The sequence below is a fragment of the Isoptericola luteus genome, assembly GCF_020297055.1.
Lineage (GTDB): Bacteria > Actinomycetota > Actinomycetes > Actinomycetales > Cellulomonadaceae > Isoptericola > Isoptericola luteus.
In genome coordinates, this window is sequence record NZ_JAIXCQ010000007.1 from 99,897 (window position 1) to 116,442 (window position 16,546).

At 73.0% G+C, this 16,546-nt stretch carries 17 protein-coding genes and 6 tRNA genes; 12 read left to right on the forward strand and 11 right to left on the reverse strand.

What is annotated here, in order from left to right; all coding sequences use genetic code 11:
• Positions 1–172: 172 nt before the first annotated feature.
• Genes gndA through cuyB form a run of 4 tightly spaced genes read left to right on the forward strand, consistent with a single transcriptional unit; the run spans position 173 to position 5,047 of the window.
• The gene (gndA, locus tag LEP48_RS11325; protein WP_225565709.1) at positions 173–1,609 is read left to right on the forward strand and encodes an NADP-dependent phosphogluconate dehydrogenase; all 1,437 of its coding nucleotides are present in this window, start codon (positions 173–175) and stop codon (positions 1,607–1,609) included.
• Complete coding sequence (locus LEP48_RS11330) at positions 1,606–2,985, forward strand: carboxylate--amine ligase (protein WP_308010014.1); 1,380 nt, start codon at positions 1,606–1,608, stop codon at positions 2,983–2,985. Before gndA ends, LEP48_RS11330 begins: the two co-directional genes overlap by 4 nt.
• Entirely contained in the window at positions 2,982–4,301 is a 1,320-nt protein-coding gene (locus LEP48_RS11335; RefSeq protein WP_225565710.1) for a carboxylate--amine ligase, read from the forward strand. Before LEP48_RS11330 ends, LEP48_RS11335 begins: the two co-directional genes overlap by 4 nt.
• Positions 4,298–5,047 carry a cysteate racemase gene (cuyB, locus tag LEP48_RS11340; RefSeq protein ID WP_225565711.1) on the forward strand — a complete coding sequence of 250 codons (750 nt, stop codon included), beginning with the start codon at positions 4,298–4,300 and terminating at the stop codon, positions 5,045–5,047. The genes LEP48_RS11335 and cuyB overlap by 4 nt, the downstream gene beginning before the upstream one ends.
• Positions 5,048–5,070: 23 nt before the next feature.
• Here cuyB and LEP48_RS11345 read toward each other — a convergent pair whose 3' ends face one another.
• A complete protein-coding gene (locus LEP48_RS11345) occupies positions 5,071–5,583 on the reverse strand; it encodes a hypothetical protein (RefSeq protein WP_225565712.1) in 513 nt (170 codons plus the stop codon).
• An 86-nt stretch (positions 5,584–5,669) separates the two neighbouring features.
• Positions 5,670–6,509 carry a dihydrofolate reductase family protein gene (locus tag LEP48_RS11350; protein ID WP_225565713.1) on the reverse strand — a complete coding sequence of 280 codons (840 nt, stop codon included), beginning with the start codon at positions 6,507–6,509 and terminating at the stop codon, positions 5,670–5,672.
• A 37-nt stretch (positions 6,510–6,546) separates the two neighbouring features.
• Between LEP48_RS11350 and zapE the strand changes: the two genes are divergently transcribed.
• Positions 6,547–7,671: a cell division protein ZapE gene (gene zapE, locus LEP48_RS11355; protein WP_422723832.1), complete on the forward strand. Its 1,125-nt coding sequence runs from the start codon at positions 6,547–6,549 to the stop codon at positions 7,669–7,671.
• Positions 7,672–7,683: 12 nt separating this feature from the next.
• Here the strand turns inward: zapE and LEP48_RS11360 are convergent, their stop codons facing one another.
• Entirely contained in the window at positions 7,684–9,354 is a 1,671-nt protein-coding gene (locus LEP48_RS11360; RefSeq protein WP_225565714.1) for an alpha-amylase family protein, read from the reverse strand.
• 172 nt (positions 9,355–9,526) lie between these two features.
• Here LEP48_RS11360 and LEP48_RS11365 point away from each other — a divergent pair, with 172 nt between their 5' ends.
• A complete protein-coding gene (locus LEP48_RS11365) occupies positions 9,527–9,772 on the forward strand; it encodes a hypothetical protein (RefSeq protein ID WP_225565715.1) in 246 nt (81 codons plus the stop codon).
• A gap of 25 nt (positions 9,773–9,797) precedes the next feature.
• Here LEP48_RS11365 and LEP48_RS11370 read toward each other — a convergent pair whose 3' ends face one another.
• The 8 genes from LEP48_RS11370 to LEP48_RS11405 form a co-directional block, all read right to left on the reverse strand.
• Positions 9,798–10,430 carry a hypothetical protein gene (locus LEP48_RS11370; protein WP_225565716.1) on the reverse strand — a complete coding sequence of 211 codons (633 nt, stop codon included), beginning with the start codon at positions 10,428–10,430 and terminating at the stop codon, positions 9,798–9,800.
• Positions 10,431–10,512: 82 nt separating this feature from the next.
• Entirely contained in the window at positions 10,513–10,824 is a 312-nt protein-coding gene (locus tag LEP48_RS11375) for a hypothetical protein (protein WP_308010015.1), read from the reverse strand.
• Between the two features lie 22 nt (positions 10,825–10,846).
• Positions 10,847–11,173: a DUF2277 domain-containing protein gene (locus tag LEP48_RS11380; RefSeq protein ID WP_225565717.1), complete on the reverse strand. Its 327-nt coding sequence runs from the start codon at positions 11,171–11,173 to the stop codon at positions 10,847–10,849.
• Between the two features lie 99 nt (positions 11,174–11,272).
• Positions 11,273–11,344 (reverse strand) — tRNA-Val (locus LEP48_RS11385).
• A gap of 48 nt (positions 11,345–11,392) precedes the next feature.
• A tRNA-Gly gene (locus LEP48_RS11390) sits at positions 11,393–11,465 on the reverse strand.
• Between the two features lie 198 nt (positions 11,466–11,663).
• Positions 11,664–11,738, reverse strand: a tRNA-Val gene (locus tag LEP48_RS11395).
• A gap of 1 nt (position 11,739) precedes the next feature.
• Positions 11,740–11,810, reverse strand: a tRNA-Cys gene (locus LEP48_RS11400).
• A gap of 54 nt (positions 11,811–11,864) precedes the next feature.
• Positions 11,865–11,937, reverse strand: a tRNA-Gly gene (locus LEP48_RS11405).
• Positions 11,938–12,045: 108 nt separating this feature from the next.
• Here LEP48_RS11405 and LEP48_RS11410 point away from each other — a divergent pair.
• The 6 genes from LEP48_RS11410 (at position 12,046) to LEP48_RS11435 (ending at position 16,497) form a co-directional block, all read left to right on the forward strand.
• On the forward strand, positions 12,046–13,185 hold the full coding sequence (locus LEP48_RS11410) for a chorismate-binding protein (protein ID WP_225565718.1): 1,140 nt from the start codon (positions 12,046–12,048) through the stop codon (positions 13,183–13,185).
• Positions 13,186–13,215: 30 nt separating this feature from the next.
• On the forward strand, positions 13,216–13,818 hold the full coding sequence (locus tag LEP48_RS11415; RefSeq protein WP_225565719.1) for a dihydrofolate reductase family protein: 603 nt from the start codon (positions 13,216–13,218) through the stop codon (positions 13,816–13,818).
• A gap of 29 nt (positions 13,819–13,847) precedes the next feature.
• Positions 13,848–14,714: an aminotransferase class IV gene (locus LEP48_RS11420; RefSeq protein WP_225565720.1), complete on the forward strand. Its 867-nt coding sequence runs from the start codon at positions 13,848–13,850 to the stop codon at positions 14,712–14,714.
• 87 nt (positions 14,715–14,801) lie between these two features.
• Positions 14,802–14,876, forward strand: a tRNA-Val gene (locus tag LEP48_RS11425).
• Positions 14,877–15,340: 464 nt separating this feature from the next.
• The gene (locus LEP48_RS11430) at positions 15,341–15,940 is read left to right on the forward strand and encodes a helix-turn-helix domain-containing protein (RefSeq protein ID WP_225565721.1); all 600 of its coding nucleotides are present in this window, start codon (positions 15,341–15,343) and stop codon (positions 15,938–15,940) included.
• Positions 15,937–16,497, forward strand: a complete 561-nt coding sequence (locus LEP48_RS11435) for a PIN domain-containing protein (protein WP_225565722.1) — start codon at positions 15,937–15,939, stop codon at positions 16,495–16,497. Before LEP48_RS11430 ends, LEP48_RS11435 begins: the two co-directional genes overlap by 4 nt.
• The last annotated feature ends 49 nt before the right edge of the window (positions 16,498–16,546 follow it).

Here is a 16,546-nt window from a genome sequence, read left to right on the forward strand (position 1 = left end):
GGGCGTCGTCGGGCGCGGGGTGCCACGCGGGTCGGCTGCACACCTCGTGTCCGGATCGTGATGGTCCGTCCACCTGGGGTGCCCGTGCGGACTAGGCTGGTCGAGGCTTGCGGGCCGGCCACGTCGCCCGCGACCGCCGGACCCCCCACCATCTCGAGGGAAGCAGGAAACGATGACAGCTCGCGCCCAGATCGGCGTCACCGGCCTGGCGGTGATGGGCCGTAACCTCGCCCGCAACTTCGCGCGGCACGGGTACACGGTCGCCGTGCACAACCGCAGCTTCGCCAAGACGCAGTCGCTGGTCGACGAGGCCGGGAGCGAGGGGGACTTCGTCCCGTCGGAGTCGATGGCGGACTTCGTCGCCTCGCTCGCCCGCCCCCGCAAGGTCGTGATCATGGTCAAGGCGGGCGCCGCCACGGACGCGGTCATCGACGAGCTCGTCCCGCTGCTGGAGTCCGGCGACATCGTCGTCGACGCCGGCAACGCCCACTTCCCCGACACGATCCGTCGCGAGGAGGCCCTCGCCGCCAAGGGCCTGCACTTCGTGGGCACCGGTGTCTCGGGCGGCGAGGAGGGTGCGCTCAACGGCCCGTCGATCATGCCCGGCGGTACCCGTGAATCGTACGAGTCCCTGGGCCCGATCCTCGAGGCGATCTCCGCGAAGGTCGACGGCACGCCGTGCTGCACGTACGTGGGACCGAACGGGGCCGGGCACTTCGTCAAGATGGTGCACAACGGCATCGAGTACGCCGACATGCAGCTCATCGCCGAGGCGTACGACCTGCTCAAGCAGGGCCTCGGTGCGTCGGCCGCCGAGATCGGCCAGATCTTCGCCGAGTGGAACACCGGCGACCTCGAGTCGTTCCTCATCGAGATCACGGCCGACGTGCTCCAGCACGTCGACGCCGCGACGGGCTCCGCGTTCGTCGACGTCGTCCTCGACCAGGCCGAGCAGAAGGGCACCGGACGCTGGACGGTGCAGAACGGCCTCGACCTGGGCGTGCCCATCACCGGCATCGCCGAGGCGACTTTCGCCCGCGCCCTGTCCGGCTCGGTGCCGCAGCGCGAGGCCGCCCGTGCGGCGCTCCGGGCGGACGCGACCCCCCTGCAGGTCACCGACCGCGCCGCGTTCATCGAGGACGTGCGCCAGGCGCTGTACGCCTCGAAGGTCGTCGCGTACTCGCAGGGCTTCGACCAGATCGCGGCGGCCTCGGCCGAGCACGGCTGGGACATCGACCGCGGCGCCATGGCCCGCATCTGGCGCGGCGGCTGCATTATCCGTGCCCGGTTCCTCAACCGGATCACGGAGGCCTACGAGCGCGACCAGGACCTGGCGCTGCTGCTGGCCGACCCGTACTTCACCGACGCCGTCGGCAACGGCCTCGCTGCGTGGCGCCGCGTCGTCGCGCAGGCCGCGACCGCGGGCATCCCCGCGCCGGCGTTCTCGTCCTCGCTCGCCTACTACGACGGCGTGCGCGCGGACCGCCTCCCGGCGGCCCTCATCCAGGCCCAGCGCGACTTCTTCGGCGCCCACACCTACCGGCGCGCCGACCGCGAGGGTACTTTCCACACCGAGTGGTCGGCCGACCGCTCCGAGCAGGAGGCGTGACCACACCCGTGAGCAGCACCAGCACGGCCGCCCAGGGCACCGGCGCCACCGCGTCCGGCCCGGGCTTCCGTCCCGTCATCGTCGGCTCCGACATCGGGGTCTACGCCCTCGCCCGTTCCTTCCACGAGCGGTACGCGGTGCGGACCACCGTGGTCGCGTTCGCCGAGCCCGGCCCGATCGCGCACTCGCGGATCGTCGACACCGTGCTCTCGGGTGTCGAGGGGGAGCAGATCGTCGCCGCGCTGCGCAAGGTCGCCACCGACCTGTCGGCGCGCCACCCGGGCGAGCAGCTCCTGCTGCTCACCAACATGGACTGGGTGGTCCGGGTGCTCGCGCACCGCCGGGCCGAGCTCGAGTCCGCAGGGTTCGTGCTGCCGTTCGCGGACGTGGCGCTCATCGACCGCATCTCCGACAAGGCCGAGTTCCAGGAGATCTGCACCGAGCTGGGCATCCCGACGCCGGCCACCGTGATCCAGGACTTCCGCGCGGCCGCCGAGCCGGGCTGGGAGCCGGCGCCCGTCGGGTTCGACTTCCCCGTCATCGCGAAGCCCGCGAGCAGCGCCGACTACCACGACGTGCAGTTCGCCGGGAAGAAGAAGATCTTCGAGATCGCGACGCCGGCCGAGCTCGACCGGCTCATGCTGTCCCTGCGCGAGGCGGGGTTCAAGGGCCGGTTCCTGGTGCAGGAGATGATCCCCGGCGACGACACGCAGATGCGTTCGGTCACCGCGTACGCGGACACGAGCGGGCGCGTCACCCTGCGCTGCTCGGCCCGCGTGCTCCTGGAGGAGCGCACGCCGGCGGCGCGCGGCAACCCGTCGGCCATGATCGTCGAGCGGATCGACGAGATCCTCGACGCCGCCCAGCGGATCCTCGAGCACACGGGCTGGAAGGGCTTCGCGAACTTCGACGTCAAGCTCGACCCGCGCGACGGCGTGTTCAAGTTCTTCGAGCAGAACCCGCGCATCGGCCGCAACAACTACTACCTCACCGCGGGCGGGCAGAACCCGACCGAGGTGCTGGTCGACGACGTCATCGCCGGCGTCCGGCGCGCGCCGGTCACGGCCGAGCGCGAGGTGCTGTACTCGGTCGTGCCGCGCTCCCTGCTGCGGCGCTACGTGCTCGACCCCGCGCTGCGGGCCCGCGTCGTCCGGCTGCAGCGCGAGGGCAAGGCGGTCCACCCGCTGCGGTACGCGGCGGACGCCGCCCCGCGCCGGCGGCTCTACGTGCTGACGGCCCTGGTCAACCATGTCCGCAAGTACCGGCAGTTCTACCCGCTGGAGGCACTGCGGGCGAACTACGCGGCCAACTCGGCGGCGGGCTCCGGCACCGCCACGAACGGCCCGCGCCCGCACGCCCTGAAGGAGACCCCGTGAGCGCCCGCCGACTGCAGCCCGTCGTCCTCGGCGGCGACATCGGTGCCTACAGCCTCGCCCGCGCGTTCCACGAGGCGTACGGCGTGCGGTCAGTCGTCGTCTCCGGCGCCTCGACCGGCCTGGTGCGCCACTCGCGCATCCTCACGCACGTGGTGGAGCCGAGGATCGACGACCCCGAGGCGATCGTGGCCCGGCTCCGCGCGATCGCGGACCAGCACACCGACGCCGACCTGATCGTCGTGGGCTCCGCCGACTGGCTGGTGCGCACCCTGGTGCAGCACCGGGACCGGCTCGAGGACCGCTACACCGTGCCGTACGTGCGTGAGGACGTGCTGCTGCGCCTCATCGACAAGGAAGAGTTCGGGGCGCTGTGCGCCGAGCTCGGCCTGGCCCACCCCACCACGGTGGTGCACGACGTCGCGGGCGGCGGCGAGCCGGACACCAGCGGCCTGACCTTCCCGGTCATCGCCAAGGCGGCCAGCACGGCCGCCTACCACGACGTCGAGTTCGCGGGGAAGAAGAAGGTCTTCCTCGTCGAGCACCGCGAGGAGCTGGTCGAGCTGCTCGGCCGGGTCCGCGACGCCGGGTACGCCGGGTCGTTCGTCATCCAGGACTACATCCCGGGCGACGACTCGGGCATGCGGATCCTCACCTGCTACAGCGACGCGTCCGGCAAGGTCCGGTTCTCCTCGTTCGGGCACGTGCTCCTGGAGGAGCACGCCCCCGGCGCGCTGGGCAACCCGGCGGCGATCGTCACCGGCACCCAGCACGAGGTCACCGAGCAGGCGCGCCGCCTGCTGGAGCACGTCGGCTGGACGGGTGTGGCGAACTTCGACCTCAAGTACGACCCGCGCGACGGACGCTACGTGTTCTTCGAGCTCAACCCGCGGCTCGGCCGGTCGAACTTCTACGTCACCGCGACCGGGGCCAACCCGGTGAAGTTCTACGTGCACGAGCACCTGCGTGGCCTCGACCCGGACCCGCGTGCGGTGTTCGGCCCGTCCGTGCCGCTGACCGCCGACGGCGAGGTGACGACGGAGCACCTGTACACGGTGCTGCCGGGCGCGCTGCTGCGTCGCTACGTGGCCGACGACGCCACCCGCGCCCGGACCCGCACGCTGCAGCTGCGGCGGCGGGCCTCCAACCCGCTGTGGTACCGCGCCGAGTGGGACCCCCGCCGGGTCGCGTACGTGCTGGTGGCGCAGCTCAACCAGTTCCGCAAGTTCGCGCGGCACTTCCCTGTGGCGCAGTCCAGGTCCCTCGCCTGGACGGGCACGCAGGCGCAGCAGGCACCGGCCGCGCAGGGCGGCGCGTGACCGCGCCCGCCCCCCGCGCCGGGGCCGGCCCCGCCGACGACGACCGCCCGGTCGGCGTCATCGGCGGGGTCGGGCCCCTGGCGACCGCGTACTTCCTGCAGCGCGTGGTCGAGCGCACGCAGGCGGAGCGCGACCAGGAGCACGTCGACATGGTCGTGCTCAACCACGCGACCATCCCGGACCGCACCGAGTTCGTGCTGGGACGTTCGACGGCGGACCCCGGCCCCGTCCTGGCACGCGACGCACGCCGGCTCGAGCAGTTCGGCGTGCGGTTCATCGTCATGCCGTGCAACACCGCCCACTACTTCACGCAGCAGGTGCTCGACGCGATCAGCACCCCGTTCGTGTCCATCATCGACGTGACGGTCGACGCCGCACGGCGCCGCGTGCCGGGGCTGGCGCGGGTCGGGCTGCTCGCCACCGAGGGCACCGTCGCCTCGAAGGTGTACGACGACGCGTTCGCCGCGCACGGCGTCGACGTCATCGTCCCGGGCGCCGACGACCAGGCGCTCGTCAACCGGGTCATCTACGACCAGGTCAAGGCGGGCCGCCCGGCCGACCCGGACCTGCTCCGTGCCGTCGCCGCCACCCTGGTGGACCAGGGCGCGTCGGTCGTGGTGCTCGGGTGCACCGAGCTGTCCGTCGCCGCCGTCGACCACGGCCTGCTCGCCGTCGAGCCGTTCCTCGACTCCATGGACGAGCTGGTGAAGTCCACGATCAGCACCGCGGGTCACCAGGTCCGCTGAGCCTGCGGTGGCGCACCTCCGGCTCAGTCGACGATCGCGCTGGTACCCGCCAGCAGGTGCAGCACCGGCACCTTGAGGTCCGCGCGGGCACGCGACGCCCAGTCGGAGTGGAACGTGTCCTCCACCGCGTGCGGGTACGTGACGACGACGACGTCGAGCACGCGGTCGTCGTCGTCCGCGCCGGGGGCGTTGTGCGCCGCGACCACGGTGCGCAGAGCGGGCACCGGGTCGTCGTCGGTGACCGTGCCGTCCGCGCGGGCGCCGGCCGCGCTGAGCGCCTCCAGCGATCCGGCGAGCTGCTCTGCGGCCGTGGCCGTCGCCTGCGCGGGGGTGGGCTCCTTGCCGAGGATCTCGTCCCACGCCTCGCGCAGCTCACCGGTCCCGACGTGGTCGATGATCGAGGTGATGAGGTTGCGCTCGGTGTCGGCCGGCACGAGCACGCGGTAGCGCACCTCCTGGTCGGGGTGCATCGACAGGACGTGCGCGACGTCGGTGTCCGTCAGGGTGTCCTCGGTGAGGATGATCGTGGTCGGCATGGCAGCACGCTAGTTCAGCGCGCGGGTCGCGCGCGAGGCATGCCCCGGGGAAACGCGTCCGCCGCCGGCAGGCGCTGGCGCTGGGATCAGCGCAGCGCCCACCGGGCGAGCATCGTGCCAGGCCCCGGCGCGTGCAGCAGGTGCCCGAGACGTGCAGGGCGCAGCGCCGGGCCGGACGGGGCGTCCTCGCCCGGCATCCCCGGTGCCACGATCCGTCCCGCTCCCGCCCCCGCGAGGTGGGGGCTGGTCGTGACGCACAGGTCGTCGACGAGCTCGGCGCGCAGCATCGCGTCGAGCAGGTGCGGCCCGCCCTCGCAGAGCACGTGCCCGAGCCCCCGCGCGGCGAGCGCGTCGAGACCGGCCCTCAGGTCGACGGCCCCCGGGTCGGCGGCACCGGCCGCCGCGGTGCCGGAGGGCGGGGCCGGGGCGGCCACGATCACGCGGTCGGCCGGGAGCACGGCTGCGGCGGCAGGTGCGCCCAGGTCCCCGGTGATGACGTACGGCGGGCGCTCGGCCGCCGCGAGGGCGACGGGCACCTGTCCCGTGCGGGTCACGAGCGCGAGCTCCAGGGGTGCGTCCGGGGCGGCCTCCCCGGTGGCGATGCCCGGGGTCCGGCGCAGCGCCGTGTACCCCTCGGCGCGAGCCGTGCCGGCACCGACCAGCACGACGTCCGCGAGGGCCCGCAGCACGCGGAAGACCCGCCAGTCGGCGGCGTCGTTGATCGAGCCGGAGAGGTGGTCGGGACCCCAGGCGGCGCCGTCCACGGTGCTGATCATGTTGGCCCACACGTGGCGCGGTGCCTGCGGAGCGTAGAGCGCCGCCAGACGCTCCTCGGCGGGGTCGGCCGGCAGTCGGCCACCGGCGGGGACGACGAGGTCGAGGGGCGTCTCGCTGGGCACGGGGGCGGAGTCGGTGGCAGAGGTCACAGCGGCAGGTTACTGGCGCGGCGTAATCTTGTCGGTCGTGACGATCACCCAGCGCGCTACCGGACCGGCCGACTCCTCGAGCACGGGGACGTCGTCGGCTTCCGACGGTGCAGGCGGTGTCCGGTCGCTCACCCACGTACGGCCCCTGGTCTCGCCCGAGCGGCTCCTGGCGGACCTCGTGCCGCCGCGCCACTTCGCCGAGGCGCGGTTCGCCACCTACCGGGCCGACCCGGCGCACCCGAGCCAGGCCGCGGCGCTCGACCGGCTCTCCGAGCTGGCACGGCAGGTCGTGGCCCCTCGCGCGGGCGGCCTGCGTGCCCTGCTCGCCCGCCGCCAGGCCCCGCCCGCCGTGTACCTGGACGGTGGCTTCGGCGTGGGCAAGACCCACCTGCTCACCTCGCTGGCGCACGCCGTGACCGAGCAGGCGGGCCCGGGAGTGGTCTCCGTCGGGACGTTCGTGGAGTACACCAACCTTGTCGGCGCGCTCGGGTTCCTGCCGACGGTGGAGGCCCTCGCGACGCGGCGCCTCGTGTGCATCGACGAGTTCGAGCTCGACGACCCGGGGGACACCGTCCTGATGTCGCGCCTGCTGCGCGAGCTCGCCGACCGCGGCGTGGCGCTCGCCGCGACGTCGAACACCCTGCCGGACGCGCTCGGGGAGGGCCGGTTCGCGGCCGAGGACTTCCTGCGCGAGATCCAGGCGTTGGCGGCGCGCTTCGAGGTGCTGCGGGTCGACGGCGAGGACTACCGGCACCGCGCCGTCGTCACGGAGCCGGAGCCGCTGGCGGCCGCGACGGTGCGCGAGGCGGCGCACGAGCACCCCGGCGCGGTCCTGGACGCCTTCGACGACCTGCTCGGCCACCTGGGCACCGTGCACCCGAGCCGGTACGGGGCGATGCTCGACGGGGTGGAGCTGCTGGCGCTCACCGACGTACACCCGGTGCACCAGCAGGAGGTGGCGCTGCGCCTGGTCGTGCTCGTCGACCGGCTGTACGACCGGGACGTGCCGGTGCTGCTGGGCGGCGCGGCCGGCGGCGAGGGGCAGGACCTGTTCACCCCGGAGATGCTCGCCGGCGGGTATCGCAAGAAGTACTACCGTGCGCTGTCCCGGCTGGGCGCCCTTGCCGAGGAGGGCCGCCGCCTCGCGGCGGCCGACGTCTGAGGCGCCCCGCCCTCAGGGCTTCTGCGGCACGACGCGCACCACGGCCGGTGAGCGCGGGGGCAGGGTGAGCACGCCGTCCTCGTTGCGGGTGCCGTCGGGGTCCCAGGCGAGGACGACCTGCCACGTGCCGTCCTCGACCGGCATGACGGCGTCCAGGTCGAGGCGTGCGGGCTCGCTGCCCGGGGCGACGACGATCGCGCTGCCCCCGCGCCGTCCCACGACGACGCCCGGGGTCGGAGGCACCTCGACGGGTGCGCTGACCTCCGCCGTCGAGCCCGGTCGGAGCTCGATGAGGTCACGCGTCCACCGCACGAGGCGCTCCGCCGCGTCGTCGTCGTGGGGGATCGGCACGTGCTCCGTGTCGAGGACGGGCGGGCTACCGGCGAGGATCGCGAAGGTGAGCAGGCAGGCCCGGGCGTCGTCGTCGGCACGGGACGGGACGGCGCCCTCGGGTGCGTCGTCGACGCGGGACCAGGGCACCGCGACGGCCGCGGCCGGGAGCCGGGTGAGGTCGCCGATGACGACCGACGAGGCGCGCTGGGCGGCGTGCTGGGCGCTTCGGTGGCTGGACGAGCGCCAGGAGGGCAGCGTCGGCACGGGGAAGACCTGCTCGGCGAGACGTCGCAGGTCGAGCGCCCGGTCCGGGTCCTGCGGGGACGCCAGGATGCCGTGCACGACGCCGGTGAGCCGGTCGCTGCGCCCTGGCCCGTCCGTGAGCAGGGCGAGCGGCCGGCGGAGCTGGTCGCTCAGGGTGCGGACGCTCTCGGCGAGCTCGCCGAGGAACGGGACGGGGGACCGGTCGACCAGCGCGTCGACGTCCAGCAGGAGCCCGTCGACGTGGAAGTCGCGGAACCAGCGCTCGGCGTCGGCGATGAGGAAGTCGCGCGGACCGCGGCTCCCGCTCCCGTCAAGGTTGATGCGCGGGCTGTTGCTGCCCACCGGGCCGGGCCGGGCCCCCGTACGGGGGCCGATGCGCGCGCCGGCGGCGTACGGCCCGAAGGCGTGCAGGTCCAGGGAGTCGGCGACCGCCCAGCGGTGGGGCAGGTCGAGGACGACGGCGAGGCCCAGGCCGTGCGCGGCGTCCACGAACCGCTGCAGCGCCCGCGGCCCGCCGTAAGGCCCGTGGACCGCGAAGAGCCGGACGCCGGCCTGCGGGCCGAGGTCGGGGTCGAACGCCGCCACGGGGGACAGCTCCACCGCGGACACACCCGTCTCGGCGACAGCGCCCAGGTGCGCGCGGGCGGCGTCGAGCGTCCCCTCCGCCGTGAACGTGGGCAGGTCGACGTGGAGCGTCACCACCTGGGACAGGTCCGTCCCGCGCCACTCCTGGTCGGTCCACGCGAAGTCGGGGTCGAACACGCGGGAGGGACCGTGGGGGCCGGCCGGGAGCAGAGGGCTGCACGGGTCGGGGAGGGGAGAGCCGCCGTCGACGGAGAAGAGGTAGTCCGTGCCGACGGGCAGCTCCTCGTCGGCGCGCCAGTACCCGGGCTCGTGCGCTCCGACGAGCCGCAGGTGCCGGCGCTCGTCGGGGCCACCGGGCTGGGGGAGGACGACCTCGACCGTCCGGGCGCGCGGTGCCCACACCAAGGGGCGGGCCCCCGGCCACCGGTCGCGGTGGCTGGCCTCCGGGGGAGGGGGCCCGAGCTCGGTCCGGTCGTCGAGCCGTGGATCGGCAGCGGTCACGGCGGACACTCTAGTCATCGGCGCCGACGTCCGCGGCCCGAGTCCGCCGCGCCGGGAACCCTGCTGGACGACGCCCGGAACGGACCTGGACGTGGCCCCAAGGTCCGCTGCAGGCAAAGAAAAAGTGTGCCAAGCGGCGGCGTGACGTACGGCCTGGTGCTAAAGATGAGGCATGGACAACCCCGGCAGGAAGGGGCGGGCCTCAGGTCCGCGGCCGCGAGCGGTCGAGCCCCTCGACGAGTCGATCGCCTCCCAGGCGAGGATCTCCCCCCGCAGGGTCGAGACCCTCGACCCCCACGGAGATCCCCGGGCAGGGGGAGACGCCAGCAAGGCGCCGACGAGCCTGCGCCAGACGGAGCTGCACCCGATCGAGGGTGCGTCCAGCGGCGTGTCGTGGGACGACCCCGACGAGCTCTGACGAGAGAGCCGCAGCGTGGCCCGGGTCAGCCGACGCCGAGCAGCTGCGCCGCCACGCCGGCCGCGTCCTCGGCGGTCAGGTGGTTGGTGTCCGCCCAGCCAGCCCCGCCGATGAGGATCTCGACCGCGGGGAGCTGGGTGGTGACCGAGACGCTCGTGGCGACCGACGTGTCGGCAGCCATGGCGAACACGATGCCGCCGAGGTCCTCGATCGCCGGGTGCTCGACGGCCTGGAGCGCGGAGCTGCTCTCGAGCTCGTCGGCGGTCAGGACCGTGCCGCTTCCCTCCTGCACCATGACCGTGAGCGTCCGGTTGAGGCTCATGTCCGTGGCGCCCTCCGGGATCACCCACTCGCAGTGCAGGGACCACTCTGTCAGCCCGGTCTCCTCACCCAGGACCAGCCCGTCGACGAACGTGGCCACCAGCGGTTGGACGGCCTCGCACGTGGAGTAGATGGCCGTGACGTCCGCGTACGTCGGGCCGGGCAGGTCGCCCCCGTCGCCATCGTTGCCGACCTCTCCGTCTGCGGCGGCGTCGTTCGCTGCGTCGTCGAGCTTGTCGACGACGGCGTCGAGGTCGTCTGCGGGGCCGGTGCACGCAGCCAGGGCGAAGGAGAGGAGAGGCACGGTCACCACGAGCACGGTCTTGCGCAGGTTCATGGAGGCAGCCTAGGTGCTCCGTCGCAGGTCAGGGCACGGCTCGAGAGCTTTCACCCCGCCGGTGGGCCGCCCCGGGCGCACCTCATGGCTCGCGCGGCAGCCGGTCCTGTGCGACGGGGAGGAGGCGCGGCATCCCCGCCGGGGCGACGAGGCTCAGCGCCACGTAGCGGGCCTCGGCGCGGTGCAGGCGGATGTGCTCGTCGAGCGACCACTGCGGACCGTTGGTGAGCACCATGCCGCAGGAGCAGTCGATCTCGACGCTGCCGTCCTGACCGTGACGCAGCTGTCCCACGGTGACGTGCGCGGCGCGGGCCCGCGTCTTGGCCCGGTGCATCGTGGCGGAGACGGGGCCCGGCCCGAAGTCGGCGTGCGCGGGTGCAGGCTCGTGATCCACGGGCCGAGCCTAACGGGCCGGTTCAGTGGGAGTGGGCGACGCCCGCCTCGTGCATCCGCTCGTGCTCCTCGCGCGCGGCCTGCCGGGCGGCGATCCTGGCCTGCACCTCGTCGCGGCGCAGGGGCGGGACCGTCTTGGGCGGCTGCCGCCGCGCGGGCAGCTCGCCCAGCAGCGCGGTGACGATCTCGGCGATCTCCTCTGTCGCCCGTTCACAGGGTTCGCGGGTCGCCGCCGTCGCGGACCGCTGGACGCCCGTCACCTTCCGCACGAACTGCTCGGCGGCGGCGCGGATCTCCTCGTCGGACGCGGGCGGCTCCAGCCCGCGCAGGGTGGTGATGTTGCGGCACATGCCGTCGACGCTACGCCGGAAGACCGACAGGCTGCCCGGGAAACGCTGCCTGGAACGACGAAGGCCGCCCGGTGGGCGGCCGTCGATCGATGATTCCGGTGGGCGATACTGGGATCGAACCAGTGACCTCTTCCGTGTCAGGGAAGCGCGCTACCGCTGCGCCAATCGCCCTTACGGCTGCTGCGCTCCCTGCTCCGGTGGAGGGGAGGCAGAGCGCCGAGCGGATGACGGGACTCGAACCCGCGACCCTCACCTTGGCAAGGTGATGCTCTACCAACTGAGCCACATCCGCGCGACCATCGAGGCGGGTCTCCCCGCGCTCCTGGCGCCTGATGAACAGTACGTGACCTTCGGGGCCGAGGTCCAATCGCGGCGCTGTGACCTGCGACGCGGTGACGGGATCAGGGGTGCCCGGGTTTCCGCCGTGGATCCGACCCCGCCACGGGACGACGAAGGCCCCGGACCTGCTGGTCCGGGGCCTTCGTCGTGCTGGTGGGCGATACTGGGATCGAACCAGTGACCTCTTCCGTGTCAGGGAAGCGCGCTACCGCTGCGCCAATCGCCCGAGGTGGGTACGGGATTCGAACCCGTGTATACGGCTTTGCAGGCCGCTGCCTCGCCTCTCGGCCAACCCACCTTGAGACGTGCTCTCCCTGTCGCTGCAGAAGATCGACCAGAGAGTGGGCCTCCGAGCGGATGACGGGACTCGAACCCGCGACCCTCACCTTGGCAAGGTGATGCTCTACCAACTGAGCCACATCCGCACGACCAGTTCCCGGACACCCTGCGGTGCCCGCCGTTCTGGCGCGCCCCAAACATTAGTGGACCGCTCACGGTCCGTCCAATCGCCTCACCGCACGTAGCGTTCTCGTGTGCACGAGCCGACCTCCTGGGCCACCTTCGCGGGCCGCCGCGCCCACCGCGCCGTCGAGTGCGTCGACCTGCTCGCGAACCCCGAGCGCCTCGACGCCGGCGGGCTGTGGTTCGTCGTCGCCGACTTCGAGGCCGACTTCGAGGCCGACCCGGCGGGCGACGCCGGGGCCCGCGCCGGCACGGGAAGCGCGCGAGCCTGGCGGTTCGCCGAGGCCGGGTCCGCCCCGTCCGCCGCACCGGTGGCCGGGGCCGACGGGTGGCGCGGACCCGCACCGACGTCGTGGAGCACCAGCATGGACCGGGACGCCTACTGCGGGGCGGTCGCCCGCGTGCGCGACCGCATACGCGAGGGAGACGTCTACCAGGTCAACGTGTGCCGCGTGCTCCGCGCCCCCCTCCCCGTGACGGGCGACGGCACCGAGCCGGACGCCGCGGCCCTGGCGGCGCGTCTCGCCGCCGGCAACCCCGCCCCGTACGCGGCCGCGATCCACGTCCCCGCGTCGAGCGGCCTCGAGCCCGCCTGGGTGGTCAGCGCGTCGCCGGAGCTGTACCTGGGGCTGGAGCGGGACAGCGCCGGCGCGACGCTCACGTCCGGGCCGATCAAGGGCACCGCCCGCACGCCGGAGGGCCTGGCGCCCAAGGACCGCGCCGAGAACGTCATGATCACGGACCTGGTCCGCAACGACCTGCAACGGGTGTGCCGACCGGGGAGCGTCGCGGTGACCGACCTGCTCGCCCTCGAGGAGCACCCCGGCCTGGTGCACCTCGTCTCGCGGGTTCGTGGCCGGCTGTCCGACGACGTCGCCGCGGTTCCCGGCCTCTGGGGACAGGTCCTCGCGGCGACGTTCCCGCCCGGTTCGGTGTCCGGGGCGCCGAAGTCCTCGGCGCTGCGGCTCATCCGCGAGCTGGAGACGACGCCGCGCGGACCCTACTGCGGGGCCGTCGGGTGGATCGACGCGGACGCCGGGCGGGCAGAGCTCGCCGTCGGGATCCGGACGTTCTGGTGGTCCGACGGCGTGCTGCGCTTCGGCACCGGCGCAGGGATCACCTGGGGGAGCGACCCGGCCGCGGAGTGGGCCGAGACCGAGCTCAAGGCGGCGCGCCTCGTGGGCCTCGCGTCGACAGGCGACCACCGATGAGTTCGAGGACCACGGTCTGTCTGAACCGGCATGGGGCAGGTGACGTGTGACATCGGGATCTCGCTCGACGGGTACTCCGCCGGGCCGAACCAGAGCGTGGACCAGCCGTTCGGCGACGGGGTCGGCGACGGTGAGCGGCTGCACGCCTGGATGTTCGAGCACGCCGACGCCCACGCGGACGAGCTCGCGGCGATCGTCGCCGCGGACGCGTTCGTGATGGGCCGGAACATGTTCGGGCCGGGGCGGGGCGAGTGGGACCCGGCGTGGCGGGGCTGGTGGGGCGACGACCCGCCGTACCACGCACCGGTGTTCGTGGTCACCCACCATCCGCGCGAACCGGTCGTCATGGACGGCGGCACCACGTTCCACTTCGTCACCGGTGGGGTCGACGAGGCACTGGCCCGTGCCCGCGAGGCGGCCGGGGACGGTGACGTGTCGGTCGCCGGCGGCGCCACCACGGTCAACGAGTTCCTGGCTGCCGGGCTCCTCGACGAGCTGCGGCTGCACGTCGCGCCCGTGGTGCTCGGCGTCCGGGGCTGGGAGCGCCTGTTCGACGGCGTCGGGCCGCTCGGGCTGACCGCGGTCGCCGCTCGGCACACGCCCGAGGTGACACACCTGACGTATCGGCGGTGACCGGGGTGCCGCTCGGGCACACTGGCCCCATGGGTCTCGTGATCTGGGCCGACGGACGGCTCGTGGAACAGGGTCAGGGCGCGCTGAGCGCGGTCGACCACGGTGTGACGGTCGGGGACGGCGTCTTCGAGACGTGCACCGTCTTCGACGGCCAGGTGTTCGCGCTGACGCGACACCTGGCGCGGTTGGAGCGGTCCGCGCGCGGGCTCGGGCTCGCGGCGCCCGACCTGGCGACGGTGCGCGACGGCGTCGACACCGTGCTCGCGGAGGCGAGACGCGCGGCGGGGGACTTCGACGGCAAGGTGCGCATCACCGTGACGGCAGGGCCCGGCCCGATCGGCTCCGGCCGGGTGCCGGGCGCGCAGACCGTCGTCGTCGTGGCGCAGGAGAGTGGCATGGCGCCCACGTCGCGGTCCGCCCGGTCGCCGTGGACGCGCAACGAGCACTCCGCGGTCGCCGGGCTCAAGACGACGTCCTACGCGGAGAACGTGGTCGCGCTCGCGGACGCCGTCGCCAAGGGCGGGGACGAGTCGATCTTCGCCAACACGGCCGGGCTGCTCTGCGAGGGCACCGGGTCGAACGTGTTCGTCGAGCGCGGTGGGGAGCTCGTCACCCCGCCCCTGGTGTCCGGCTGCCTCGCGGGCATCACGCGGGCGCTGCTGCTGGAGTGGGGCGCCGAGGCCGGCCTGCCGGTGCGCGAGGCGGAGCCCGACGAGCTCCCGTTCGCCGTGCTCGACGAGGTGGCGCTGGGCGAGGCTCAGCTGGCCCTGACGTCGTCGGGTCGCAACGTGCAGCCCGTGACCTGGCTGGACGGCGCGGACGTGCCCGTGGGCCCGATCTCCGCCGCGGCGCGGGAGCTGTTCGAGAAGCTGTGCCGGGAGCGCCTTGACCCGTGACGCCCGGCGCCCACCCTGCGTGTCGCCCGTCACGGCGGGGCGAGTTTGAGTCGGCACCAGTTCTGTGGCTACTATCGTCCACGCACCGGGCGATTGGCGCAGTGGTAGCGCGCTTCGTTCACACCGAAGAGGTCACTGGTTCGAACCCAGTATCGCCCACCAGCCGAAAGGCCTCCTGACCAGCGGAAACGCTGGGCAGGGGGCCTTTCGTTTTGCCGGGCAACGGGCTGGTCTAACTGCTGGTCTGTGACACTCGATCTGGCATGTGGGGGAGTGCGTCGTCGAGCTCGACGTCGGTGCGCGGTGACGGGGCGTGCGTGCAGACATCACTTCAGCGTCGACGGCCCGAGTGACGGCTTGAACTGCGTGAACGCTGTTCGTTCGACGCTCCTCGAGGCAGGTCGGCTGGTCGGTGCGGGGTTGCGGTCGGGCCCGTGAGGTGGCCACGGGTACGGCGGGGGTCGGGGGCGTTCCGAAGAGGTCACTCGGCCGTCCTGACGCTTGTTGTTCGGGCCAGCTCCGTGGCTGCGCTGGGGACGGCCGTCCACGTCGTCAGCCGACGTCATGTGTCACCTGCTCATGCGGCAGTCCCCCGGCGTGGATGTCGCAACTATCGCCTGGGCGGCGTGGCCGACCGGACGGGGTTGGGTGACTCCCGCGTTCGCACCGCGAGCTCTCGCTCGCCGTCGGCGACGAGAGGTACCGCCTGCCGCGAAGCCCTCGGCGGGCTCACCCGCGCGCTCCACGCCTCGGCGCGGGCGGGTGGTCTGGCTCCGATCGACCCACAGGGTTACACTTGCTTCAATTGCGTTTCTGATGCTGCGTTTGGGGAGGCTGTCGTGACTGATGTTCTGGACGGCGACGTGCAGACGCTGCGCGCTGCGCTGGCGCGCACGACCGACGAGGTCCGCGTGACGTTGAACCTTCCGCGGGAGGCTGCACGCAAAGTGCTCGCGCTGCTCGATGCCGAGCGCACGTCGGGCGCCGTCGTCGTGCCAACGAGGGAGCTCCTCACGACGACCGAGGCCGCGGCTCTGATCGGCGTGTCTCGTCCGACGCTGATGAAGCACGTGAGCTCCGGGGAGATCGACCACGTCATGGTCGGCAGCCATCACCGGATCAGTGCCGCATCTCTGGCGGCATTCGAGCAGGCTCGCCGTAGGCGTCGGGAGAAGGCCGCTGCCGACCTTGCGGCGTTCTCCAACGAGATCGGCCTCGACGATTGACCGTCTCGGTCGTCATCGCCGATGCGAACATCCTGTTCTCCCGGACGCTGCGCGACTACGTGCTCTACGGCGACGACGCCGGCGGCTTCGAGGTGCGCTGGAGCCCGGCGATCCTGGCAGAGATGTCGAAGAACCTGCGGGCCAAGAGGGGGATGTCACAGGAGCAGACGGATCGGCTCGAGGAGCTGATGAACGCGTTCCTCGACGACGCCCTCGTCGAGGTGCGTGCCAGGGACGAGGCGGCGGTCGAGTTCGCGGACATGGACCCCAAGGACCGCCATGTCCTGGCCGCAGCGTTCTCGACCGGTGCCGACATCGTGCTGACCGACAACGTCAAGCACTTTCCTCGCGAGTGGATGGCGCAGCGGCGCATCGTTCTGCTGACGTCGGCCGAGTTCTTCGTTCGAGTGCTCGATGAAGCGCCCGACGCGATGCGTGCCGCCCACGAACGGACCGTCGCCTCGACCCCGAAGTCTGAGGACGAGGTGCTCGAGGTCCTCGGGCGCGTCGTCGGCACGGACGTCGTCGACCAGCTGCGCGCGGTCCTCGGGAAGTAACCCACCGCCTTGCCACCTCGAGTGTGAGACCGCAACTCGCTGCTGGCGC